The organism is Streptomyces sp. NPDC034084 (genome assembly GCF_055575535.1).
Genome location: NZ_JBVISK010000005.1, coordinates 453,113 through 475,635 on the forward strand (window position 1 = coordinate 453,113; position 22,523 = coordinate 475,635).

The window sequence follows — 22,523 nt, forward strand, 5'->3', positions numbered from 1 at the left end:
CTTGAGTCAGTTCCACTCAAGTCAGTCAGCTGGAGGAATCGAAATGGCACGTGCGGTCGGCATCGACCTGGGCACGACTAACTCCGTCGTCAGCGTTCTGGAAGGCGGCGAGCCCACCGTCATCACCAACGCCGAGGGCGCCAGGACCACGCCGTCCGTCGTCGCCTTCGCGAAGAACGGCGAGGTGCTCGTCGGCGAGGTGGCCAAGCGTCAGGCCGTCACCAACGTCGACAGGACCATCCGGTCGGTCAAGCGCCACATGGGCACCGACTGGAAGATCGACATCGACGGCAAGTCCTTCAACCCGCAGCAGATGAGCGCCTTCATCCTGCAGAAGCTCAAGCGTGACGCCGAGGCGTACCTGGGCGAGAAGGTCGTCGACGCGGTCATCACCGTCCCGGCGTACTTCAACGACTCCGAGCGTCAGGCCACCAAGGAGGCCGGTGAGATCGCGGGCCTCAACGTCCTGCGCATCGTCAACGAGCCGACCGCGGCCGCCCTGGCGTACGGCCTCGACAAGGACGACCAGACGATCCTCGTCTTCGACCTCGGTGGCGGCACCTTCGACGTGTCCCTCCTGGAGATCGGCGACGGCGTCGTCGAGGTGAAGGCCACCAACGGTGACAACCACCTCGGTGGTGACGACTGGGACCAGCGCGTCGTCGACTACCTGGTGACGCAGTTCCAGAACGGCCACGGCGTGGACCTGGCCAAGGACAAGATGGCTCTCCAGCGTCTCCGCGAGGCCGCGGAGAAGGCGAAGATCGAGCTCTCGTCCTCGACCGAGACCACGATCAACCTGCCCTACATCACGGCTTCCGCCGAGGGCCCGCTGCACCTGGACGAGAAGCTCACGCGCGCCCAGTTCCAGCAGCTCACCTCGGACCTGCTCGAGCGCTGCAAGGTGCCGTTCCACAACGTCATCAAGGACGCGGGCATCCAGCTCTCCGAGATCGACCACGTCGTCCTCGTCGGTGGCTCGACCCGCATGCCGGCCGTCGCCGAGCTCGTCAAGGAGCTGACCGGTGGCCAGGAGGCCAACAAGGGCGTCAACCCGGACGAGGTCGTCGCCATCGGCGCCGCGCTCCAGGCCGGTGTCCTCAAGGGTGAGGTCAAGGACGTCCTGCTCCTCGACGTGACCCCGCTGTCCCTCGGCATCGAGACCAAGGGCGGCATCATGACCAAGCTGATCGAGCGCAACACCACGATCCCGACCAAGCGGTCCGAGATCTTCACGACGGCCGAGGACAACCAGCCGTCCGTGCAGATCCAGGTCTACCAGGGCGAGCGCGAGATCGCGGCGTACAACAAGAAGCTCGGCATGTTCGAGCTGACCGGTCTGCCGCCTGCCCCGCGTGGCGTCCCGCAGATCGAGGTCGCCTTCGACATCGACGCCAACGGCATCATGCACGTGACCGCGAAGGACCTGGGCACGGGCAAGGAGCAGAAGATGACCGTCACCGGCGGCTCCTCGCTGCCGAAGGACGAGGTCGACCGGATGCGCCAGGAGGCCGAGCAGTACGCGGAGGAGGACCACCGCCGCCGCGAGGCCGCCGAGTCCCGCAACCAGGGCGAGCAGCTCGTCTACCAGACGGAGAAGTTCCTCAAGGACAACGAGGACAAGGTCCCCGGCGACGTCAAGACCGAGGTCGAGGCCGCTCTCGCCGAGCTGAAGGAGAAGCTCAAGGGCGAGGACACCGCCGAGATCCGCACCGCCACCGAGAAGGTCGCGGCCGTCTCGCAGAAGCTCGGCCAGGCGCTCTACGCCGACGCCCAGGCCGCCCAGGCCGCCGGCGGCGACGCGGGCCAGGCCCAGGCGCAGGACGACGACGTCGTCGACGCCGAGATCGTCGACGAGGACAAGCCGAAGGGTGGCCAGGCGTGACCGAGGAGACCCCGGGCTTCGAGGAGAAGCCCGACGTCCCCTCCGGCGCCACCCCTGACGACGCCGCCGAGGCCGTCGAGCCCTCCGAGGAGGACGCGACGGCCCCGGCCGGGGACGCAAGCAGCCAGAAGCCGGCCGAGGCCGCGGGCCTCACCGCCCAGCTGGACCAGGTGCGCTCCGCGCTCGACGAGCGCACCGCGGACCTCCAGCGGCTCCAGGCCGAGTACCAGAACTACCGCCGCCGCGTGGAGCGGGACCGGGTCACGGTCAAGGAGGTCGCCGTCGCGAGCCTCCTGTCCGAGCTCCTTCCCGTACTCGACGACGTCGGCAGGGCCCGGGACCACGGCGAGCTCGTGGGCGGGTTCAAGTCGGTGGCCGAATCGCTGGAGACCGTCGTCGCCAAGATGGGTCTGCAGCAGTTCGGCAAGGAGGGCGAGCCCTTCGACCCGACGATCCACGAGGCCCTCATGCACTCGTACGCGCCGGACGTCACCGAGACGACCTGCGTGGCGATCCTGCAGCCCGGGTACCGGATCGGCGAGCGGACCATCAGGCCCGCCCGCGTGGCCGTCGCCGAGCCCCAGCCCGGGGCGCAGGCGAAGGCGGAGGAGTCGGAAGACGCCGACAAGTCCGAGAAGGACAGCGAGTAACAGCCGTACCCGCACGCGGGAGGAGGGACGTCGATGAGCACGAAGGACTTCGTCGAGAAGGACTACTACAAGGTTCTCGGCGTCCCCAAGGACGCCACCGAGGCCGAGATCAAGAAGGCGTACCGGAAGCTCGCCCGCGAGAACCATCCGGACGCCAACAAGGGCGACACGAGCGCCGAGGCGCGCTTCAAGGAGATCTCCGAGGCGAACGACATCCTCGGTGACCCCAAGAAGCGCAAGGAGTACGACGACGCGCGCGCCCTCTTCGGGAACGGCGGCTTCCGGGCCGGCGGCCCGGGCGCCGGCGGCTCCTTCAACTTCGACCTGGGCGACCTCTTCGGAGGCGCCCAGGGCGGGGCGGGTGGCGGCTTCGGGGGCGGCGGGATCGGGGACGTCTTCGGCGGCCTGTTCAACCGAGGCGGGGGCGCGGGTGCCCGCACCCAGCCGCGGCGCGGCCAGGACATCGAGTCCGAGGTGACGCTCAGCTTCACCGAGGCCATCGAGGGCGCGACCGTGCCGCTGCGGATGTCCAGTCAGCAGCCGTGCACGGCGTGTTCGGGCACCGGTGACAAGAACGGCACGCCCCGGGTGTGCCCGACCTGCGTCGGCACCGGCCAGGTCTCGCGCGGCAGCGGCGGCGGCTTCTCGCTCACCGACCCGTGCGTGGACTGCAAGGGCCGGGGCCTCATCGCCGAGAACCCCTGCGAGGTCTGCAAGGGCAGCGGCCGGGCCAAGTCCTCCCGGACGATGCAGGTCCGCATCCCGGCGGGCGTCAGCGACAACCAGAAGATCCGTCTCCGCGGCAAGGGAGCGCCGGGCGAGCGCGGCGGGCAGAACGGCGACCTGTACGTCGTCGTGCACGTCGACGAGCACCCGGTCTTCGGCCGCAAGGACGCCAACCTCACCGTCACGGTGCCGGTCTCCTTCACGGAGGCGGCGCTCGGCGGCGAGATCAAGGTCCCGACCCTCGGGGGACCCCCGGTCACGCTCAAGCTGCCCGCGGGCACCCCGAACGGCCGGACCATGCGCGCCCGCGGCAAGGGCGCGCTCCGCAAGGACGGCACGCGCGGCGACCTCCTCGTGACGGTCGAGGTGGCGGTGCCGAAGGAGCTGGACGACAAGGCACGCGAGGCCCTGGAGACCTTCCGCGAGGCGACGGCCTCGGAGGATCCGCGGGCCGAGCTGTTCCAGGCCGCGAAGGGAGCTTGAGGAGATGGAAGGCCGTCGTCGTAACCCGTTCGAGCTGACCGACGAGTCGCCGGTGTACGTCATCTCGGTGGCGGCCCAGCTCTCGGGTCTGCACCCGCAGACCCTGCGGCAGTACGACCGCCTCGGCCTCGTCTCCCCGGACCGCACGGCCGGGCGGGGCCGCCGCTACTCGGCCCGTGACATCGAGCTGCTCCGCCAGGTGCAGCAGCTGTCGCAGGACGAGGGCATCAACCTCGCGGGAATCAAGCGGATCATCGAACTGGAGAACCAGGTCGCGGCGCTCCAGGCCCGTGTGGCGGAGCTGTCGGCGGCGGTCGAGGGCGCGGCGGCGACGCTGCGCCAGCGCGAGGCCCAGGTGCACGCCTCGTACCGCCGGGACCTGGTGCCGTACACCGACGTGCAGCAGGCGAGCGCCCTCGTGGTGTGGCGCCCGAAGCGCGGCGAGTAGCCCTCCGGGAAGTCGGAACGAGGCCCCCTCCTCACGGAGGGGGCCTCGTTCAGTTGTCCCGTTCGAGGATGCCCGACTGGGCGATCAGATAGCCGAGCTGCGCCCGGCTCCCGCTGCCGAGGGCGGCGGCGAGCTTGGCGATGTGTGCCCGGCAGGTCCGTACGTTCATCCCGAGCCGGCGGGCGATGGCCTCGTCGACGTGCCCTTCGACGAGGAGCCTGGCGATGGAGCGCTGGACGCCGCCGATGCCGTCGGTCTTGATGTCGTACGGGATCTCCTCCCGGATCGGCACCGCCAGCTGCCAGAACTGGTCGAAGACGCCGCCGAGGTAGGCGACCAGGCCGGGGTGGCGCAGCTCCAGGGCGACCTGGCGGTCGCTGCGGGCCGGGATGAAGGCGACTTCGCGGTCGACGATGATCAGCCGGTCGATGATCTCTTCGAGGGTGCGGACCTGGACCTCGGGGCCCACGTGCTCCAGGTAGGTCAGCGTGAGCTCGGTGTGGCGCGCGGTGTGCTGGTAGAGCGTGCGCATGCTGATGCCGCGTCCGAGCAGGGGGGAGACGCGGTCGAGGGCCTCGCTGAGGGCCTGGGCGGGGCGGCCGCCGCCCGGCTGGACGGTGAGGAGTTCACGGCGGCAGTTGGCCACGACGCGGTCGAGGGTCGAGTTGATGCGGTCGATGCCCTCGAGCACGGTGATGGCGTGTGTGGTGGGGGAGTCGTGGGCGCTGATGGCCATGAACGGCTCGAAAGCGTCGGACAGGGCGACGGTGCGCCGCCGGCGGTCGAGTATCTCCCGTTCGATCGGCTGGAGCAGTTGGGCGAGCGCCGCGGACGGGGGAACCGGGCGGAGCCACTGCGCGTCGTCGGGGTCGGGGTGGAGCAGGGAGAGATCGAGGAGGCAGGGGGTCTCGACCGCCTCTGACCGGGGTATTCGACCAGTGCGCAGAGCGGCCGCGTACAGCTCGGAGCCCGCTTCGCAGAGTTCGGCATGCGAATGCGGGTGACCTGTTTCGTCCGCTTGTTTCCGCATATGTACACCCCCAGGCTCCTGCATCTCAGGAACATGATGCCTGGGTTTGGTGGTGCAGGCGCAGAGAGTAAGCCATCGTCTTACTCGCGGGGGTTGGAAAAGAGACGTTGCCTTCAAGTGAGGTTGCTCGGTGATGATGAAGAAGCTCATACGCGCGGCGGCCGGACTCGCCTTCATCGCGGCCGCCACAGTGGGCGCGGGAGTGGCCCTTGACCCGGGCTGGCACACGGGGACGGCGCAGGTGCAGGCCGCTCCGCTCGACCCGGGCTGGCACCTCGCCGGTCCCGCGCTCCTCGGTGACCCGGGCTGGAGCGTTGCCCCCACGCAGGATCCCGGCTGGAGCTAGACGGGCGCATGAACGTTCCCGATGACCCCAGGTTCCGCCGGGAGATGGCCTCGGCCTATCGCTCCGGCTGGCACTTCGTCGATCTCGCCACGGCCATCCCCCACCGTGGCGACTCGCTGAAGGTCACGCTCTTCGGAGAGCCGATCGTCGTCGCCCGCGAGCAGGACGAAGACGTCCGCGCGTACCGCTGTCTGCGCCGCCCCCGAGGCGCACCGCAGCCCATCCGCTGTGCCATCCGGTACGGCATGATCTTCGTCAACCTCGACCAGCGGGACCACCAGCTGATCGAGCCCGAGACCATCACCGCCACCCCCCGCAGTGCCTGAGCGATTCCCCCGTCGTTGTAGATCGCTCCGGCACTTCCCCCACACAGCGGCGCCATCGCGGACCTGAAACGCGATGGCGCCGCTGTGCTGTGCCCGCGCGCTTCCGCGGCGTCAGGCGCGGCCCATCGCCCGGGTGAGGGCGATCTCGATGACGACCCGGTCCGGGTTCGGGGCCGGCGTGCGGCCGTAGCGCTCGGCGTAGCGGGCCACGGCGTCCGCGACCGTCTCCGCCTCCGTACGGATGTGGGCGACGCCCTCCAGGGTGGCCCAGCGCCCCCTGTCGACCTGGCAGACGGCGACCCGCGCGCCCTCCGCGCCCGCCGCCAGGACGTTGGCGACCTTCCGGCTGTTCTTGTTGGTGATCACGCGCGCGTACCCGCCCTCGGGGTCGTACGTGACGCCGACCGCGACGACGTGCGGCGTGCCGTCCGGGCGCGGGGTGGTCAGGGTGCACATGTGGCGCTCGCGCCAGAAGCTCAGGTAGGTGTCCGGCGGGTTCCGCGGGTCAGTGGCCATGCCCGGAAACTACCCCGCGGAGAGCTCTGCCATGGACCTTGAGCGGATAGGACTCAACTTTGTGTACCCTGGAAGGGTCATAAAGGGAGAGGACCCACGACCGCCGAGAAGGAGCACCGCACGTGGACGCCGAACTGACCAACAGGAGCCGGGACGCGATCAACGCGGCCAGCAGCCGCGCCGTGTCCGAGGGTCACCCGGACCTGACCCCCGCACACCTGCTGCTCGCACTTCTCGGCGGTCAGGACAACGAGAACATCGTCGACCTGCTCGCCGCCGTCGAGGCCGACCAGGCAGCCGTGCGCTCCGCCGCGGAGCGGCTGCTCGCCGCCCAGCCGAGCGTCACCGGGTCCACGGTCGCGCCCCCGCAGCCCAACCGCGAGCTGCTCGCGGTGATCGCCGACGCCGACAAGCGCGCCAAGGAGCTCGGCGACGACTACCTCTCGACCGAGCACCTGCTCATCGGGATCGCCGCCAAGGGCGGCCAGGCCGGTGAGATCCTCGACCGGCAGGGCGCGAGCGCCAAGAGGCTGCTCGACGCCTTCGAGACGAACAGGGGAGGACGCCGGGTGACCACACCCGACCCGGAAGGGCAGTACAAGGCGCTGGAGAAGTTCGGCACCGACTTCACCGCCGCCGCGCGCGAGGGCAAGCTGGACCCGGTCATCGGCCGTGACCACGAGATCCGGCGCGTCGTCCAGGTGCTGTCCCGCCGCACCAAGAACAACCCGGTCCTCATCGGCGAGCCCGGCGTCGGCAAGACCGCCGTCGTCGAGGGCCTCGCCCAGCGGATCGTGAAGGGCGACGTCCCCGAGTCCCTCAAGAACAAGCGGCTCGTCTCGCTCGACCTCGGCGCGATGGTCGCCGGCGCGAAGTACCGCGGCGAGTTCGAGGAGCGCCTCAAGACCGTCCTCTCCGAGATCAAGGAGAGCGACGGCCAGATCATCACCTTCATCGACGAGCTGCACACGGTCGTCGGCGCGGGCGCCGGCGGCGACTCCGCCATGGACGCGGGCAACATGCTCAAGCCCATGCTGGCCCGCGGCGAGCTGCGGATGGTCGGCGCGACCACCCTCGACGAGTACCGCGAGCGGATCGAGAAGGACCCCGCCCTGGAGCGCCGCTTCCAGCAGGTCCTGGTCGCCGAGCCGACCGTCGAGGACACCGTCGCGATCCTCCGCGGCCTCAAGGGCCGGTACGAGGCCCACCACAAGGTGCAGATCAACGACTCCGCCCTGGTGGCCGCCGCGACCCTCTCCGACCGGTACATCACCTCCCGCTTCCTCCCCGACAAGGCCATCGACCTCGTCGACGAGGCCGCCTCCCGGCTCCGCATGGAGATCGACTCCTCACCCGTGGAGATCGACGAGCTCCAGCGCTCCGTGGACCGGCTCCGCATGGAGGAGCTGGCCCTGAAGAACGAGACGGACGCGGCGAGCAAGCAGCGCCTGGAGAAGCTGCGGCGCGACCTCGCCGACCGCGAGGAGGAGCTGCGCGGCCTGACCGCCCGCTGGGAGAAGGAGAAGCAGTCCCTCAACCGGGTCGGCGAGCTGAAGGAGCGCCTCGACGAGACGCGCGGCCGCGCCGAGCGCGCCCAGCGCGACGGCGACTTCGACACCGCCTCCAAGCTGCTGTACGGGGAGATCCCGGCCCTCGAGCGGGAGCTGGAGGAGGCGAGCGAGGCCGAGGCCCAGCAGGAATCGGCCAAGGACACGATGGTGAAGGAGGAGGTGGGCCCCGACGACATCGCGGACGTGGTCGGCGCCTGGACCGGCATCCCGGCCGGCCGCCTCCTGGAGGGCGAGACGCAGAAGCTGCTCCGCATGGAGGACGAGCTCGGCAAGCGGCTGATCGGCCAGTCCGAGGCCGTCCAGGCCGTCTCCGACGCGGTCCGCCGCACCCGGGCCGGGATCGCCGACCCCGACCGGCCCACCGGCTCCTTCCTCTTCCTCGGCCCGACCGGCGTCGGCAAGACCGAGCTGGCGAAGGCGCTCGCCGACTTCCTCTTCGACGACGAGCGGGCCATGGTCCGCATCGACATGTCGGAGTACGGCGAGAAGCACTCCGTCGCCCGCCTGGTCGGCGCGCCCCCCGGCTACGTCGGCTACGAGGAGGGCGGCCAGCTCACGGAGGCGGTCCGCCGCCGCCCGTACAGCGTGGTCCTGCTCGACGAGGTGGAGAAGGCGCACCCGGAGGTCTTCGACGTGCTGCTGCAGGTCCTGGACGACGGTCGGCTGACCGACGGGCAGGGCCGGACGGTGGATTTCCGCAACACCATCCTGATCCTCACCTCGAACCTCGGCAGCCAGTACCTGGTCGAGCCGCTGACCCCGGCGGACGTGAAGAAGGAGCAGGTCCTGGAGGTCGTACGGGCGAGCTTCAAGCCCGAGTTCCTCAACCGGCTGGACGACCTGGTCGTCTTCTCGGCGCTCGACCGGGACGAGCTGGGCCGGATCGCGCGGCTCCAGATCGACCGGCTCGCGAAGCGGCTCGCCGAGCGGCGCCTCACCCTGGACGTCACCCCGGCGGCCCTGGAGTGGCTCGCCGTGGAGGGCAACGACCCCGCGTACGGCGCGCGCCCGCTGCGCCGCCTGATCCAGACGGCGATCGGCGACCGGCTCGCGAAGGAGATCCTGGCGGGCGAGGTCGTGGACGGCGACACGGTCCGGGTGGACCGCTCCGAGGACGGTCTGACCGTCGGGGCGGCACGGTAGGGCCTGTCCGCGCGCGGCGGCGCCCGGCACGTCCTGGCTCAGGTGTCGAAGGCCTCCACACGTACGAGGGCGGTCTCCCCGTCCTCGTACGTGACCCGGACGTGCACGTACAGCATCTCGTCGAACGACACGTCCACGCAGCGGTCCACCGCGCAGGAGAACGCCGGCTTCCCCGTCGGATAGGTCGCTTCCAGCCACCCCCCGACCTCGGAGCGCGGCATCCGGAACTCGGCCGTGGCCTGGGTGTCCTGCCAGTGGGCCGCCGTGCAGCGCGTGTCCACGGCGCTCATCGGGAGGCTTCCCCGGGCGAAGGTCATCAGCTGGGCGCAGTCGACCGGCTTCGACTCACCGATCTCGTCCCAGGCCATCGCGCCCCACGCCAGCAGGGCCGTCGGCCCGCCGCAGAACAGGGTCACCACCACCGAGACCCACACCCAGGTCCACGGTCGCGGCTTCACCGTTCCGGCCTTCTTCCCCGTTTTCTCCCCCATGTGCACCAGATCTTGTCAGCCCGCAGCGGATCGCGGGAGGCAGGACTTGCCACGTACCGCCCGGCATGGGGGAGGATGGCGAGCATCCGTACGAAGGGAAATTCACGGTGAGCATCGACCCGTCCTCGATTCCGAATTTCGGGGGCCAGCCCCAGCCTCAGGCCGCAGGACCGGCGGGCCCCGTCGTCCCCGACCAGGACCTCGTCAAGCAGCTCCTCGAGCAGATGGAACTCAAGTACGTCGTCGACGACGAGGGTGACCTCGCGGCGCCGTGGGAGGAGTTCCGCACGTACTTCATGTTCCGCGGCGAGGGCGAGCAGCAGGTCTTCTCCGTGCGGACGTTCTACGACCGTCCGCACTCCGCCGACGACCGCGCGAGGATCCTCGACGCGATCGACGACTGGAACCGCCGCACCCTGTGGCCCAAGGTGTACACCCACCTGCACGAGGAGGAGGACGGCTCCGCCACCCTCCGCCTCATCGGCGAGGCCCAGATGCTGATCGGCACCGGCGTCGCCCTGGAGCACTTCGTGTCCTCCACGGTCAGCTGGGTCCGCGCCTCCATCGAGTTCGACAAGTGGATCGTCGAGCAGTTCGGCCTGGAGTCCCCCGAGGAGAAGGCCGCGGGCGACGAGGAGGCGTAAGCCCCCTCCGCGCCCGGATCCTAGATCGCCATGCGCGCCAGGGTCAGGGCGTACGCCCCGTAGCAGCACGAGAGCCCGGCCAGGGCCGCGACCACCAGGATCGCGGCCCTCGGCCGGGCTTTCGCCAGGGCCGCCGCGAGCGGGAGCAGCAGCGGGAAGGCCGGCAGCAGGAAGCGCGGTTTCGACTCGAAGAAGCCCGAGCCGCCGACGGCGATGAGCACGAGGACCGCCGTGTAGCCGAGCACGGGCAGCGGCAGCCGCTCCACGCACACGAGCAGCGCGAAGAGCAGCACGCCCGCGCCGGTGACCAGCAGCGCCATCGCGAAGCCGAACTGGGTCGGGCCGCCGAGCATCTCCCGTACGAAGATCAGCGCGCCCTTGCCGAAGTCGAAGCGGGAGGTCCAGCCCTCCTGCACGGCGAAGTAGCCGCCGAGCGGATCACCGCTGCGGACGCCGACCCAGAGGATGTACGAGAGCCAGCCCGCCGGCGCGAGCAGGCCCGCCGCCCATACGCGGGACCCGGACCGGCCCCGCGTCCGCCACAGCTCGCAGGCGACGGCGGCCAGGACGGCGGCGGCGACAGCGACCCCGTTCGGCCGGGTCAGCCCGGCGAGACCCGCGAGGGCGGCCGCCCCCAGCCAGCGCCGGGTGAGCAGCGCGTACAACGCCCAGGCGGCGAACGCGGTCATCACCGGTTCCGTGTACGCCATGGTCAGCACGATCGAGTGCGGCAGCAGACCCCACAGCAGCACGAGCAGGGCGGCGGTCCGCCGCCCGCGCAGCCGCTCCCCGACCAGGTAGACGCCCCAGGCGGCGGCCCCGGCGGCGAGCCAGGAGAGCAGCAGCCCGGCGGTGCCCCCGGTGACGGGCAGCACGGTGGTGACGGCCCGGAGGAGCGCCGGGTAGAGCGGGAAGAAGGCCAGGTCGTTGAGGACCATGCCGTGGGCGCCGTGGAGGACGCGGCCGTATCCGTGCGCGGCGATCCCGGCGTACCACTCGGAGTCCCAGGACGTCGCGAGGAGCGCCCGGGACGAGCGGCCGGTGTGCCGGGCCCACAGGGTGAGCACGAGCAGACCGGTGAGCCGGGCGGCGGCGAAGAGCCCGAGCGCGGGCACCGCCCGGCGCAGCGGCCCCGGGCCCCGGCCGCGGTCACGGGGGCCGCCGGGGACCACGGCCGGGGGCGCCGGGCGGGCGAGGGTCTCGGCGGACAGGGTGCACCTCCGGGCGGGCGGGAAGCCGGTCTCTGCCGATAAGTCGGTCTACCCGACGATCGGCCGGGCCCCCGGCGGACGCGCGCGGACACACCCCCACCCGGCCGAACGTCCCGTACCGCGGGCCGGTCGCCCGTGCCGGTCGCTCAGGCCAGGCGCTTGAGACGGGAGACGGCCTCCTCCAGGACCTCGGTGCGCTTGCAGAAGGCGAAGCGGACGAAGGGGGCGCCGGCCTCGCGGTGGTCGTAGAAGACGGCGTTGGGGATGGCGACGACGCCGGCGCGCTCCGGGAGGGAGCGGCAGAAGGCGAAGCCGTCGGTGGCGCCGAGGGGGCGGATGTCGGTGGTGACGAAGTAGGTGCCGGCCGGGCGGTAGACCTCGAAGCCCGCCTGCGCGAGTCCCTCGCTCAGCAGGTCCCGCTTGGCCGTCAGGTCGGCGCGCAGGGCGTCGAAGTAGCCGGCCGGGAGGCGGAGGGCCTCCGCGATCGCGTACTGGAAGGGGCCCGAGGAGACGTACGTGAGGAACTGCTTCGCCGAGCGGACGGCGGAGGTCAGCCCGGGGCTCGCGGTGGTCCAGCCGACCTTCCAGCCGGTGAACGAGAACGTCTTGCCGGCCGAGCCGATGGTGACCGTGCGCTCCCGCATGCCCGGGAGGCTCGCGATCGGCAGGTGCTCGGCCCCGTCGAACACCAGGTGCTCGTACACCTCGTCCGTGACGACCAGCAGGTCCCGCTCGACCGCCAGCTCGGCGACGGCGGTCAGCTCGGCCCGGGTGAGGACCGTGCCGGTGGGGTTGTGCGGGGTGTTGAGCAGGATCAGCCGGGTCCGGTCGGTGACGGCGGCCCGCAGCTCGTCGAGGTCGAGGACGTAGGTGCCCTCGTGGGGGCGGAGGGTGACGGGGACGCGGGTGCCGCCGGCCATCGCGATGCAGGCCGCGTACGAGTCGTAGTACGGCTCCAGGGCGATCACCTCGTCGCCCGGCTCGACCAGGGCGAGGAGCGAGGCCGCGATCGCCTCGGTGGCGCCCGCGGTGACGAGGACCTCGCTGTCGGGGTCGTACGTGAGGCCGTACCGCTCGCGCTGGTGGTCGGCGATCGCCGACCTCAGCTCGGGGACGCCGGGGCCGGGCGGGTACTGGTTGCCGAGGCCGTCCCGCAGCGCGCGGACCGCCGCCTCCCGGATCTCCTCCGGGCCGTCGGTGTCGGGGAAGCCCTGGCCGAGGTTGATCGACCCGGTCCTGGCGGCGAGCGCGGACATCTCGGCGAAGATCGTCGTCCCGAACTCGGCGAGGCGGCGATTGAGCAGCGATCTTGTCATGACGGCCATCCTGGGGCCATGCCCGGCCCGGGGCCAAGACCGCCCCCGGAGTCAAGCCCGGCCCGGGGCCGAGACCGTCCCCCGGGCCAGGGCCGTCGCCGGGCGACGGCCGGCCCCTGGCCGGAACCGCTCCCGGGGGCAAGCTCTGGACTTGCTCAAGTGCGCTTTGACGGGAGGGCGGTGTGGGGATCGCCCTGGCATGAACATTGCACTGCTCCTCCTCGGGATCGCGGTCGTGATCGCGATCGTGGTGTGGGTCGTCGCGAGCTCGCTGAGCGGCACGGCGCGGGCGGGCGCCGGCGGCGACAGCTGGTGGGCCGGTTCGTCGTCGGCCTCGTCGTCCGACTCCTCGTCGTCCTCCTCCTCGTGCTCCACGTCCTCGTCGTCCTCCTGCTCCTCCTCCTCGTGCTCCAGCTCTTCCTGCTCCTCCTCCAGCTGTTCCAGTTGCTCCAGCTCCTCCTCGTGCAGCTGAAGCTCTGGACTCGCTCAAGTCGGCTTTGACGGGGTGTCGGATCGGGCATCCCCCTCGCACAGAAGAACGGGGGTAGTACTGATGGGATTCTTCATTCTCCTCTTCGTCGTGTTCGTGGTGATCGGAGTGTTCTCCGGCACCCGTAAGGGCGGGAGCAAGCGGCGCGGCGGACGCAAGCGCCGGGGCGGGAGCAGCTGGGCCGACGGCGGTGGGGGCGGCGGCTGCGGCAGCAGCAGCTCCTGTGGGTCGAGCGGCTCCTGCGGGTCCGGTTGCGGCGGTGGGGGCTGTGGCAGCAGCTGATTGAACAAGTGAACTGTTGGGGCCCCGAAGGGGTTGGAAAACACAGCAAGTTGGGTAAAACCGCTGCGAGTCGCTCGGGGTCCGTGGTTCTCTCGCTCCTGACATAGACAGCCCTCGGACCGTGTGTGGACCCGAGCCGGCGATTCCCCACTCCCGTAGAACCCTTCTCCGGGGCGCCCCCGGCCCACCCGTCAAACCGTGTTTGCGGAGCCGACCCATGCTCACGACCCTGAAGACCTCCTACACCGATACGCGCGCGGCAGATCTGGCCTGGGCCCTCGGGCGCGAGCCGCTGCCCGCGCTCGCCGTGCTCGATCTCGAACTCTCCGGTGCCAAACTCCAGTTGAGGCTGCTCGGCGCCTCCCATCAGGTTCTCCTGGAGGAGGAGGAGCGCCGCTGCTCCGAGACCGTGGCCTGCATGCCCGGCAGCAGCACCCCCCTCCCGCTCGGCGTCTCCAAGCGCGTCGGCGGATGGGAGTACGAATTCGCGGCGCGCGTCGAGACGCTCTCGCACGGCTCCTTCGCGGGCCGTGCGCAGGAGCTGCTCGCGCTCGTCGCCGACCATCCCCATGGCCTCGCGGGGACCTTCCCCGGCTCCCCGCACGCCTTCACGGCGATGCTGGCGCAGCGTCACGAGGGCCAGGTGCGGTGGCGCACCTGGCACGCCTACCCGCAGGAGGGGCAGTTGGTGGTGACCAGGACCCGCATCGGCGCCCGTATGCCCGCCACGCTCTGATGCGCCCTCCCGGAGCCCCATGTGCACTCGTGTGGGTGACATGGGGTGCACGGTTCGTGACGTAGCGTTACGGGCATGATCGAGCCGACCGTGACCCTGCCACCCAAGAGGGTGCGCCGGCCGCCTGTGCGGCGGTCCGTGCGGCCGCCGCGCGAGGCGGTGCGGTTCCCGGTCCTCGCGGTCGTCTTCGTCTGCGCGGCCTGTGGCCTGGTCTACGAGCTCGAACTGGTCGCGCTCGGGTCCTACTTGATCGGCGACTCGGTCACCCAGGCCTCCGTCGTACTCTCCGTGATGGTCTTCGCGATGGGGGTGGGTTCGCTTCTCGCCAAGCGGCTGCGCTGCCGTGCCGCCGTCGGCTTCGGCCTGGTGGAGGCCGGGTTGGCGCTGGTCGGCGGCTGCTCGGCGATGGCGCTGTACGCGGCCTTCGCCTGGCTCGGCGAATCGCGGTACGTCCTGGTGGCGTTCTCCCTCGCCATCGGGGTGCTCATCGGCGCCGAGATCCCGCTCCTGATGTCGCTCATCCAGCGGGCGGGACGGCCGGGCGACCGGCCCCGCGGCCCCGGGGACCCTCCCCGGGCGGGGCGGTCCCGGCGGCAGGCCTCCCTCGGGGAGCAGGACGACGCCGCGGGGACGGTCGCGGACCTCTTCGCCGCCGACTACGTCGGCGCGCTGGTCGGCGGCCTCGCCTTTCCCTTCCTGCTGCTGCCCTGGCTCGGCCAGCTCACCGGCGCGCTCGTCACCGGCGCGGTCAACGCGGTCGCGGGCGGCGGCCTCGTGTTCTGGGTGTTCCGCCGCGACCTGACCCACCGCTCCCGCGCCCTGCTCCTGACCGTGAACCTGTGCGTCCTGACCGTCCTCGGCACCGCGACCGTCCTCGTCGACGACTTCGAACAGGCCGCGCGCCGGGCCGTGTACGGGGAACGGGTGCGGGTCGCCGTCCACACGGAGTTCCAGGAGGTCGTGGTGACCGGGGACGGCGACGAGCCGCCCGACCTGTTCCTCGACGGGCGCCTGCGGGTGGCAGGCCGGGACGAGTACCGCTACCACGAGGCGCTCGTCCACCCCGCGATGAACGGCCCGCACGCGCGCGTCCTGGTCGTCGGCGGCGGCGACGGGATGGCCGCCCGGGAGGCCCTGCGCTACGCCGGGGTCCGCTCCGTCACCGTCGTCGAGCTCGACCCGGGCGTCGTCCACCTCGCCCGTACGGACCCGGCGCTCGCCGCCCTCAACGCACAGGCCTTCCGCGACCCGCGCGTCCGCGTGGTCCACGCGGACGCCTTCCACTGGCTGAGGGGCGCCGCCGATCGGCTGCGGGAACGGTACGACGTGGTGATCTCCGATCTGCCCGACCCCGGGATCACCCCCAGCACCAAGCTCTACTCGGAGGAGTTCTACGGCCTGGTGGCCCGGGTGCTCAGCGGCTCCGGACGGTTCGCCGTGCACGCCGGATCGGTCACCGACCGGCCCCGCACCTACTGGACCGTCGACGCCACCCTGCGCGCCGCCGGCTTCGCGACCCGCCCGTACAGCGCGAGCGGCCGCACCCCCGGCTTCTCCGCCGGCCCCGACCGCGCCGACCGCACCAGCGGTACGGAACGGGGGCCGGGCGACTGGGGATTCCTCCTGGCCGTACGGGGCGACCTGCCGCCCGTCCTCGGCCTCGCCCCCGACGCGCCCCGGCTCCGCTCGCTCGGCTCCGGGGCCCTGGCGATCGCGGCGCGCCGCGCCGAACGGACCCGGGGCGCCGAACCGCCGCCCTCGACCCTGGTGCACCCCAGGTACGGGCCCGACCGAGCCTGACCCGACGGGACACCCCCCGGGGCAAACAGGCGACGCCGCGCCCCCGCCTGAGTAGGCTCGGCTTCCATGGAGCATGAGGTGTTCGTTCCCGTCCCGGCCGAAGCCCTGCGCGCGACGCTCACGGACCCGGCCCGCGTGGTGCGCTGCGTGCCCGGTCTCCAGCGGGACGCCGACGCGGAGGCCGGTCCCCTCACGGGCCGGCTGCGGGTGCGGGTCGGCGGCAACACCATCACCTACCGGGGCGCCCTCAGGGTCGTCGAGCGGGACGGTGCCATCACCTACGAGGGGGAGGGCGCCGAGGCCCGGGGCAAGGGTTCGGCCGAACTCTCCCTCACCGTCGTCCTCACCCCGGTGGCCGAGGGGACCAGCCTGAGCTTCACCGGCGCCCTCACGGCGACCGGACGGCTCGCCGACGCGACGGACGAGGCGCGCTCCACGGCGGGCGCCAAGCTCCTCGACAAGTTCGTGGAGGCCGTGGCCGCGCTGGCGGAGGACCCGGAGCAGCCGGAGGAGCCGGAGCAGCCGGAGGAAGCGGGGAACCCCGAGGTATCGGGACCGCCCGAGGCACCGCGAGAGCCCGAGGCCGCCGACGACGAGGCCACCGACGACGACGGGGTCGACGACGGGGTGGAGGAGCCGTCCGGCCGGCGGTCCGTCTTCGACGCGCCGGTGCCGCCGCCCTCCCTCGACCCCCTCCTCGACGAGGACTTCGGCGCCGGCCCGATCGAGTTCCCCGCCCCGCAGCCCGCCGCCGAGGCCGCCCACGCCCGCCGGACCATGATCGGGCGGAGCGCCGAGGAGGTCGACCACGCGCCGCCGCGCGGCCGGTACGCCCCCGTTCCCGCCGCCGAGGCGTCGAGCGCCGGCGCCACCCTGCGCTGGATCGCCCCGGCCGCCGCCCTCGCGCTCGCCTCGGCCGTCGTCGTCGGCCGCGCGCTGAGGCGCCGTCGCTGACACGACCCGCGGCGGGAGCGGCTGCCGCCCGGACCGGCGGCGCGCGCCCCGACCGGGCGTCGGCGTTCGACGTGTCGCACGATTAGGGTCGGAGGGTGAGCATGCAGACACGACTGACGGCGGGCGACGCCGAGTTGACCATCAACCCCGAACACGGCTGCCGGATCGAGAGCCTGCGCATCGGCGGCACCGAGGTGCTGCGCCAGGGCGAGCGGTACGGAAGCTTCCCGATGGCGCCCTGGTGCGGGCGGACCGAGAACGGCCGCTTCCGCAACGGCGCCATCACCCATCAGCTGCCGGTCAACGCGGCCCCGCACGCCATCCACGGCACCGTCCGGGACCTCGCCTGGAAGACCGTCCGGACCTCCGCGAGCGAGGCCGTCTTCACCTGCGAGCTCGGCGACCCCTGGCCGTACACGGGCAAGGTCACCCAGGTCTTCGAACTGGCCGAGGACGCCCTCACCCTCCGCTTCGGCGTCGAGACCTACGAGGACTCCTTCCCGGCGCAGGCCGGCTGGCACCCCTGGTTCCTGCGCAACCTCGGCCGGGGCGGCCAGGACGTACGGATCGCCTTCACGCCCGCCTGGCAGGAGGAGCGCGGGGAGAACCACCTCCCCACCGGCCGCCGCATCGACCCCCTCCCCGGCCCCTGGGACGACTGCTTCGGCATGCCCGAGGGCGTCGACGTCACCCTCACCTGGCCGGAGGAGCTGGAGCTGAAGGTCGCGAGCCGCGCGGAGTGGGTCGTGATCTACGACGAGCCCGAGCAGGCCGTCTGCGTCGAGCCGCAGTCCGGCCCGCCGAACGGCCTCAACACCCATCCCCGCCTGGTCACCCCGATCGACCCCCTGGAGGTCGAGAGCGTCTGGAGCTGGCGGCGGCTGTAAAAGACGCCCCTTAAGCTGCTGAGCATGACTGACGTACGCGCTGAGCTGCTCCAGCAGATCAAGGACAAGGCCGTGGTGCACGGCAAGGTGACCCTCTCCTCGGGTCGGGAAGCCGACTACTACATCGACCTGCGTCGCATCACGCTGGACGGCGAGGCCGCGCCGCTGGTCGGTCAGGTCATGCTGGACCTCACGGCCGACCTGGACTTCGACTGCGTCGGCGGCCTCACCCTCGGCGCCGACCCGGTCGCCACCTCGATGCTGCACGCCTCCGCCGCGCGCGGTCAGCGGCTCGACGCCTTCGTCGTACGCAAGGCGCAGAAGGCGCACGGCATGCAGCGCCGGATCGAGGGCACGGACGTCAAGGGCCGTCGCTGCCTCGTCGTCGAGGACACCTCGACCACCGGCGGCTCGCCGCTGACCGCGGTCGAGGCCGTCCGCGAGGCGGGCGGCGAGGTCGTCGCCGTCGCCACGATCGTGGACCGGGGCGCCGCCGGCGCCATCGCCGAGGCGGATCTGCCGTACCTCACCGGCTACCAGCTGGAGGATCTCGGCCTGGCGTAACCGCCGCGAAGTCGTGACGGAGGTCCTGGACCCGGTCAGAGTGGTCCTGACCTGCGTTTTTTCCGAGGGGCGGGGTGTTTCACGTGAAACACCCCGCCCCTCGGCGTGCCGGGCCCGTGGGAGCCCGCACAAGAGTCTGGAAAGATGGGCCGCGACGATGACGTCGCCCCTAGGTCAGGGACAGCAACGCACACACCCCGCACATCACAAGGAGCGGACGAATGCCCATCGCAACCCCCGAGGTCTACAACGAGATGCTCGACCGGGCGAAGGCAGGCAAGTTCGCCTACCCGGCCATCAACGTGACCTCGTCCCAGACCCTGCACGCTGCGCTCCGCGGTTTCGCGGAGGCCGAGAGCGACGGCATCATCCAGATCTCGACCGGTGGTGCCGAGTTCCTGGGCGGTCAGTACAACAAGGACATGGTCACGGGCGCCGTCGCCCTGGCCGAGTTCGCGCACATCGTCGCCGCGAAGTACGACATCACGGTCGCCCTCCACACCGACCACTGCCCGAAGGACAAGCTGGACGGCTATGTCCGCCCGCTGCTCGACATCTCCGCCGAGCGCGTCGCCAAGGGTCTGAACCCGCTGTTCCAGTCGCACATGTGGGACGGCTCCGCCGAGACCCTCGCCGACAACCTGGCCATCGGCCAGGAGCTGCTCGCGAAGGCCGCCGCCGCCAAGATCATCCTTGAGGTCGAGATCACCCCGACCGGCGGCGAGGAGGACGGCGTCAGCCACGAGATCAACGACGAGCTGTACACCACCGTCGACGACGCCATCCGCACCGCCGAGGCCCTCGGCCTGGGCGAGAAGGGCCGCTACCTGCTCGCCGCGTCCTTCGGCAACGTGCACGGCGTCTACAAGCCGGGCAACGTCGTCCTCCGCCCCGAGCTCCTCAAGGACCTCCAGGCCGGTGTCGCCGCCAAGTTCGGCAAGGCCGACCCGTTCGACTTCGTCTTCCACGGCGGCTCGGGCTCGACGGCCGAGGAGATCGCCACCGCGCTGGAGAACGGCGTCGTGAAGATGAACCTCGACACCGACACCCAGTACGCCTTCACCCGCCCGGTCGTGGACCACATGTTCCGCAACTACGACGGTGTCCTGAAGGTCGACGGCGAGGTCGGCAAGAAGTCCACCTACGACCCGCGCACCTGGGGCAAGCTGGCCGAGGCCGGCATGGCCGTCCGCGTGACCGAGGCGTGTGCCGCGCTGCGCTCGACCGGCACGAAGCTGAAGTAAGCGTGTGAGCGACGGGCCCGGTACCTCCCGAGGTGCCGGGCCCTCGTGCGTCCCTGGAGGGCTGATGTACGACTTCGACCGGGAGACAGACCGGCGCGGGACCTGGTCGGTCCAGTGGGACGGGATCGCGGACCGTTTCGGCGTCCCCGACCTGCTGCCCTTCACCATCTCCGACATGGACTTCGCCTCCCCGCCGGAGGTCCTCGCGGCCCTCCGCGACCGCGTCGACCACGGGGTCTTCGGCTACACCGACTGGCGGCTCGGGGAGTTCCGGGAGGCGATCCGCCACTGGTACGCGAGCCGGTACGGCGCCGAGATCGACCCCGGGACCCTGGTGTACGCGCCGTCCGTCCTCTCCCAGCTCTCGCAGCTCCTCCAGATGTGGACGGAACCCGGCGACGGCGTGGTCGTCCACACCCCCACGTACGACGGCTTCCGCAAGGCCGTCACCGGGCTCGGGCGCGAGCTGCGGGGCGTCCCGGTCGGCGACCTCGAGGCCCTGGAGCGGGAGCTGGCCCGGCCGGACAGCCGGATGCTGCTGCTCTGCTCCCCGCACAACCCGACCGGCCGGGTGTGGACGGAGGAGGAGCTCACCGTCTTCGCCGAGCTGGCCGAGCGGCACCGCGCGGCGGTCGTCAGCGACGAGATCCACGCCGACCTGACGACCGACGGCCACCGGCACGTGCCCTGGACGCGGATCGCCGAACCGGGGCGGGGCCGCCGCTGGGCCCTGGTCACCTCGGGCACGAAGGCCTTCAACTTCCCCGCCCTCTCCGGCTCGTACGGCGTGATCGGCGACCCCGACGAGCGCGACACGTTCGTCCGCCGCATGGAGACCGGCGAGGGTCTCGCCTCGCCCGCGGTGCTCTCCCTGACCGCCCACATCGCCGCGTACCGGCAGGGCGCGGCCTGGCTGGACGAGCTGCGCGGGTACGTGGCGGGCACGATGACCATGGTCCGGGAGCGCCTCGCGGACGGACTCCCGGAGATCGGCTGGACGCCTCCGCAGGCCGGCTACCTGGCCTGGATCGACCTGCGGCCGCTGGGGATCGAGGACACCCGGCTCCAGGAGGAACTCGTGGCGGTGGAGAAGGTCGCGATCATGCCGGGCGGGACGTACGGCACGCCCGGCTTCGTCCGGCTGAACGTCGGCTGCCCCCGCGGCAAGGCCGAGCGGGGCGTGGACGCGCTGGTCCGCGCGGCGAACCGGCTGCGCACGGCCTGACCCGGCGCGCGGGACGCCCCGCTTCGCGGGACCATGCAGACATGGGTGCGGGTGCGGGCGCGCGGGACGTGCGGATGGCCTCGGGGACCGGCCGGTGGATCGTGTTCACGACCGTCCTGGGGTCCGGGATGGCGCTGCTCGACTCGACCGTCGTCAATGTCGCCCTGCCGCACATCGGCGAGGATCTGGGCGCCGACCTCGCCGTCCTCCAGTGGACGGTCAACGCCTACATGCTGACCCTGGCCGGGCTGATCCTGCTCGGCGGCTCGCTCGGCGACCGGTTCGGGCGGCGGAAGGTCTTCGTCGTCGGGGTGGTGTGGTTCGCGCTCGCCTCGCTGCTGTGCGGGCTCGCCCCGAACGCCGGGGTGCTGATCGCGGCCCGCGCCCTTCAGGGCGTGGGCGGGGCGCTGCTCACGCCCGGCTCCCTCGCGCTGATCCAGGCGAGCTTCCACGCGGACGACCGGGCGCGGGCCGTCGGGCTCTGGTCGGGCTTCGGCGGTGTGGGCGCGGCGATCGGGCCGTTCGTCGGCGGCTGGCTGGTGGACGGTCCCGGCTGGCGGTGGGTGTTCCTGCTGAACGTGCCCCTCGCCGCCCTGTGCGTACCGGCCGCGCTGCGGCATGTGCCGGAATCGCGGGACGACACCGCGCACGGCCGCTTCGACGTGCTCGGCGCGGTCCTGGGCGCGGCGGCGCTCGGGCTCGTCACGTACGCGCTGATCGGCGAGGCCTGGTGGGCCGGGGCGGCCGGGGTGCTGGTCGGGGCCGGATTCGTGGTGGTGGAGCGGCGGCGCGGGGAGCGGGCGATGGTGCCGGCGTCGATCTTCCGCTCGCGCCTGTTCACCTCGGTCAACCTGGTCACCCTCTGCGTGTACGCGGCGTTCGGCGGCTTCTTCTTCCTGGCGGCCCTCCAGCTCCAGGTGGTCTCCGGCTACTCGGCGCTCGGCGCCGGGACGGCCCTGCTGCCGACGACCGTGCTCATGCTGCTGCTCTCGGCGAAGTCCGGGGAGCTGGGGGAGCGGATCGGGCCCCGGATCCCGCTCACCGTGGGGCCGCTGCTGTGCGCCGGCGGGATGCTGCTGATGCTGCGGGTCGGTGAGGACGCCTCGTACGTACGGGACGTGCTGCCGGCCCTGCTCGTCCTCGGGCTCGGCATGACGGCCCTGGTCGCCCCGCTGACCGCGACCGTCCTCGCCTCGGTGGACGTGTCCAGGGCGGGTCTCGCGAGCGGCATCAACAACGCGGCCGCCCGTGCGGCCGGCCTCATCGCCGTGGCCGCGCTGCCGCTGCTCGCCGGGATGGGCCCCGAGGCGTACCGCTCGGCGGAGGAGTTCGGGGAGACGTTCCGGCGGGCGATGCCGATGTGCGCGGGGATCCTGGTGGTGGGCGCGGTCCTCGCCTGGGCGACCATGCGGACCCCGGCCGCGTCGGCGGACTGCCACCCGGAGTGCAGGGTCCACTGCGGGGTGCAGGCCCCGCCGCTGGACCCGGGGCAGCGGGACGCCCCCGCACGGCAAAGGGGGTGGGACGGCGGGGCGGGCTCCTGAGGCAGACTGGG

At 71.9% G+C, this 22,523-nt stretch carries 22 protein-coding genes; 17 read left to right on the forward strand and 5 right to left on the reverse strand.

Going from position 1 to position 22,523, the window contains the following annotated elements; translation table 11 throughout:
• Positions 1-43 precede the first annotated feature (43 nt).
• Genes dnaK through ACZ51I_RS20635 form a run of 4 tightly spaced genes read left to right on the forward strand, consistent with a single transcriptional unit; the run spans position 44 to position 4,192 of the window.
• Complete coding sequence (gene dnaK, locus ACZ51I_RS20620) at positions 44-1,885, forward strand: molecular chaperone DnaK (RefSeq protein WP_468877750.1); 1,842 nt, start codon at positions 44-46, stop codon at positions 1,883-1,885.
• Complete coding sequence (gene grpE / locus ACZ51I_RS20625; protein ID WP_468877753.1) at positions 1,882-2,535, forward strand: nucleotide exchange factor GrpE; 654 nt, start codon at positions 1,882-1,884, stop codon at positions 2,533-2,535. Before dnaK ends, grpE begins: the two co-directional genes overlap by 4 nt.
• 33 nt (positions 2,536-2,568) lie before the next feature.
• Complete coding sequence (gene dnaJ / locus ACZ51I_RS20630; RefSeq protein WP_468877755.1) at positions 2,569-3,744, forward strand: molecular chaperone DnaJ; 1,176 nt, start codon at positions 2,569-2,571, stop codon at positions 3,742-3,744.
• A gap of 4 nt (positions 3,745-3,748) precedes the next feature.
• Positions 3,749-4,192, forward strand: coding sequence for a heat shock protein transcriptional repressor HspR (locus ACZ51I_RS20635; protein ID WP_468877757.1), 444 nt, complete (start codon positions 3,749-3,751; stop codon positions 4,190-4,192).
• A 49-nt stretch (positions 4,193-4,241) separates the two neighbouring features.
• Here ACZ51I_RS20635 and ACZ51I_RS20640 read toward each other — a convergent pair whose 3' ends face one another.
• A complete protein-coding gene (locus tag ACZ51I_RS20640) occupies positions 4,242-5,222 on the reverse strand; it encodes a helix-turn-helix transcriptional regulator (protein ID WP_468877759.1) in 981 nt (326 codons plus the stop codon).
• A gap of 133 nt (positions 5,223-5,355) precedes the next feature.
• On the opposite strand from ACZ51I_RS20640, the gene ACZ51I_RS20645 reads away from it, so the two are divergent.
• Both ACZ51I_RS20645 and ACZ51I_RS20650 read left to right on the forward strand, forming a co-directional pair.
• The gene (locus ACZ51I_RS20645) at positions 5,356-5,568 is read left to right on the forward strand and encodes a hypothetical protein (protein WP_468877760.1); all 213 of its coding nucleotides are present in this window, start codon (positions 5,356-5,358) and stop codon (positions 5,566-5,568) included.
• Between the two features lie 8 nt (positions 5,569-5,576).
• Positions 5,577-5,894 carry a Rieske (2Fe-2S) protein gene (locus tag ACZ51I_RS20650; protein WP_053649837.1) on the forward strand — a complete coding sequence of 106 codons (318 nt, stop codon included), beginning with the start codon at positions 5,577-5,579 and terminating at the stop codon, positions 5,892-5,894.
• Positions 5,895-6,005: 111 nt separating this feature from the next.
• Here the strand turns inward: ACZ51I_RS20650 and ACZ51I_RS20655 are convergent, their stop codons facing one another.
• Positions 6,006-6,410, reverse strand: a complete 405-nt coding sequence (locus ACZ51I_RS20655; protein ID WP_468877764.1) for a pyridoxamine 5'-phosphate oxidase family protein — start codon at positions 6,408-6,410, stop codon at positions 6,006-6,008.
• 122 nt (positions 6,411-6,532) lie between these two features.
• On the opposite strand from ACZ51I_RS20655, the gene clpB reads away from it, so the two are divergent.
• Positions 6,533-9,124, forward strand: a complete 2,592-nt coding sequence (gene clpB / locus ACZ51I_RS20660; RefSeq protein ID WP_468877766.1) for an ATP-dependent chaperone ClpB — start codon at positions 6,533-6,535, stop codon at positions 9,122-9,124.
• 38 nt (positions 9,125-9,162) lie between these two features.
• On the opposite strand, the gene ACZ51I_RS20665 is transcribed toward clpB, so the two are convergent.
• Positions 9,163-9,582, reverse strand: coding sequence for a hypothetical protein (locus tag ACZ51I_RS20665; RefSeq protein WP_468877768.1), 420 nt, complete (start codon positions 9,580-9,582; stop codon positions 9,163-9,165).
• A 140-nt stretch (positions 9,583-9,722) separates the two neighbouring features.
• Here ACZ51I_RS20665 and ACZ51I_RS20670 point away from each other — a divergent pair, with 140 nt between their 5' ends.
• Positions 9,723-10,259, forward strand: coding sequence for a YbjN domain-containing protein (locus ACZ51I_RS20670; protein WP_468877771.1), 537 nt, complete (start codon positions 9,723-9,725; stop codon positions 10,257-10,259).
• Positions 10,260-10,279: 20 nt separating this feature from the next.
• Here ACZ51I_RS20670 and ACZ51I_RS20675 read toward each other — a convergent pair whose 3' ends face one another.
• Positions 10,280-11,374, reverse strand: coding sequence for a glycosyltransferase family 39 protein (locus tag ACZ51I_RS20675; protein WP_468877773.1), 1,095 nt, complete (start codon positions 11,372-11,374; stop codon positions 10,280-10,282).
• A 242-nt stretch (positions 11,375-11,616) separates the two neighbouring features.
• Positions 11,617-12,786 carry a pyridoxal phosphate-dependent aminotransferase gene (locus ACZ51I_RS20680; protein ID WP_468877774.1) on the reverse strand — a complete coding sequence of 390 codons (1,170 nt, stop codon included), beginning with the start codon at positions 12,784-12,786 and terminating at the stop codon, positions 11,617-11,619.
• A 252-nt stretch (positions 12,787-13,038) separates the two neighbouring features.
• Between ACZ51I_RS20680 and ACZ51I_RS20685 the strand changes: the two genes are divergently transcribed.
• From ACZ51I_RS20685 to ACZ51I_RS20725, 9 genes are all read left to right on the forward strand, one after another.
• Positions 13,039-13,287, forward strand: a complete 249-nt coding sequence (locus ACZ51I_RS20685; protein ID WP_468877776.1) for a hypothetical protein — start codon at positions 13,039-13,041, stop codon at positions 13,285-13,287.
• A 488-nt stretch (positions 13,288-13,775) separates the two neighbouring features.
• On the forward strand, positions 13,776-14,294 hold the full coding sequence (locus ACZ51I_RS20690; protein ID WP_468877779.1) for a DUF2617 family protein: 519 nt from the start codon (positions 13,776-13,778) through the stop codon (positions 14,292-14,294).
• Positions 14,295-14,369: 75 nt separating this feature from the next.
• Entirely contained in the window at positions 14,370-16,094 is a 1,725-nt protein-coding gene (locus ACZ51I_RS20695) for a polyamine aminopropyltransferase (protein WP_468877781.1), read from the forward strand.
• 66 nt (positions 16,095-16,160) lie between these two features.
• The gene (locus tag ACZ51I_RS20700) at positions 16,161-17,048 is read left to right on the forward strand and encodes an SRPBCC family protein (protein WP_468877784.1); all 888 of its coding nucleotides are present in this window, start codon (positions 16,161-16,163) and stop codon (positions 17,046-17,048) included.
• A 101-nt stretch (positions 17,049-17,149) separates the two neighbouring features.
• The gene (locus ACZ51I_RS20705; RefSeq protein ID WP_468877787.1) at positions 17,150-17,935 is read left to right on the forward strand and encodes an aldose epimerase family protein; all 786 of its coding nucleotides are present in this window, start codon (positions 17,150-17,152) and stop codon (positions 17,933-17,935) included.
• A 24-nt stretch (positions 17,936-17,959) separates the two neighbouring features.
• Complete coding sequence (gene pyrE / locus ACZ51I_RS20710; protein WP_468877789.1) at positions 17,960-18,499, forward strand: orotate phosphoribosyltransferase; 540 nt, start codon at positions 17,960-17,962, stop codon at positions 18,497-18,499.
• Positions 18,500-18,720: 221 nt separating this feature from the next.
• Positions 18,721-19,743: a class II fructose-bisphosphate aldolase gene (gene fbaA, locus ACZ51I_RS20715; protein ID WP_356900689.1), complete on the forward strand. Its 1,023-nt coding sequence runs from the start codon at positions 18,721-18,723 to the stop codon at positions 19,741-19,743.
• A gap of 64 nt (positions 19,744-19,807) precedes the next feature.
• Positions 19,808-20,968, forward strand: coding sequence for a MalY/PatB family protein (locus tag ACZ51I_RS20720; protein WP_468877791.1), 1,161 nt, complete (start codon positions 19,808-19,810; stop codon positions 20,966-20,968).
• 41 nt (positions 20,969-21,009) lie between these two features.
• A complete protein-coding gene (locus ACZ51I_RS20725; RefSeq protein ID WP_468877793.1) occupies positions 21,010-22,512 on the forward strand; it encodes an MFS transporter in 1,503 nt (500 codons plus the stop codon).
• The last annotated feature ends 11 nt before the right edge of the window (positions 22,513-22,523 follow it).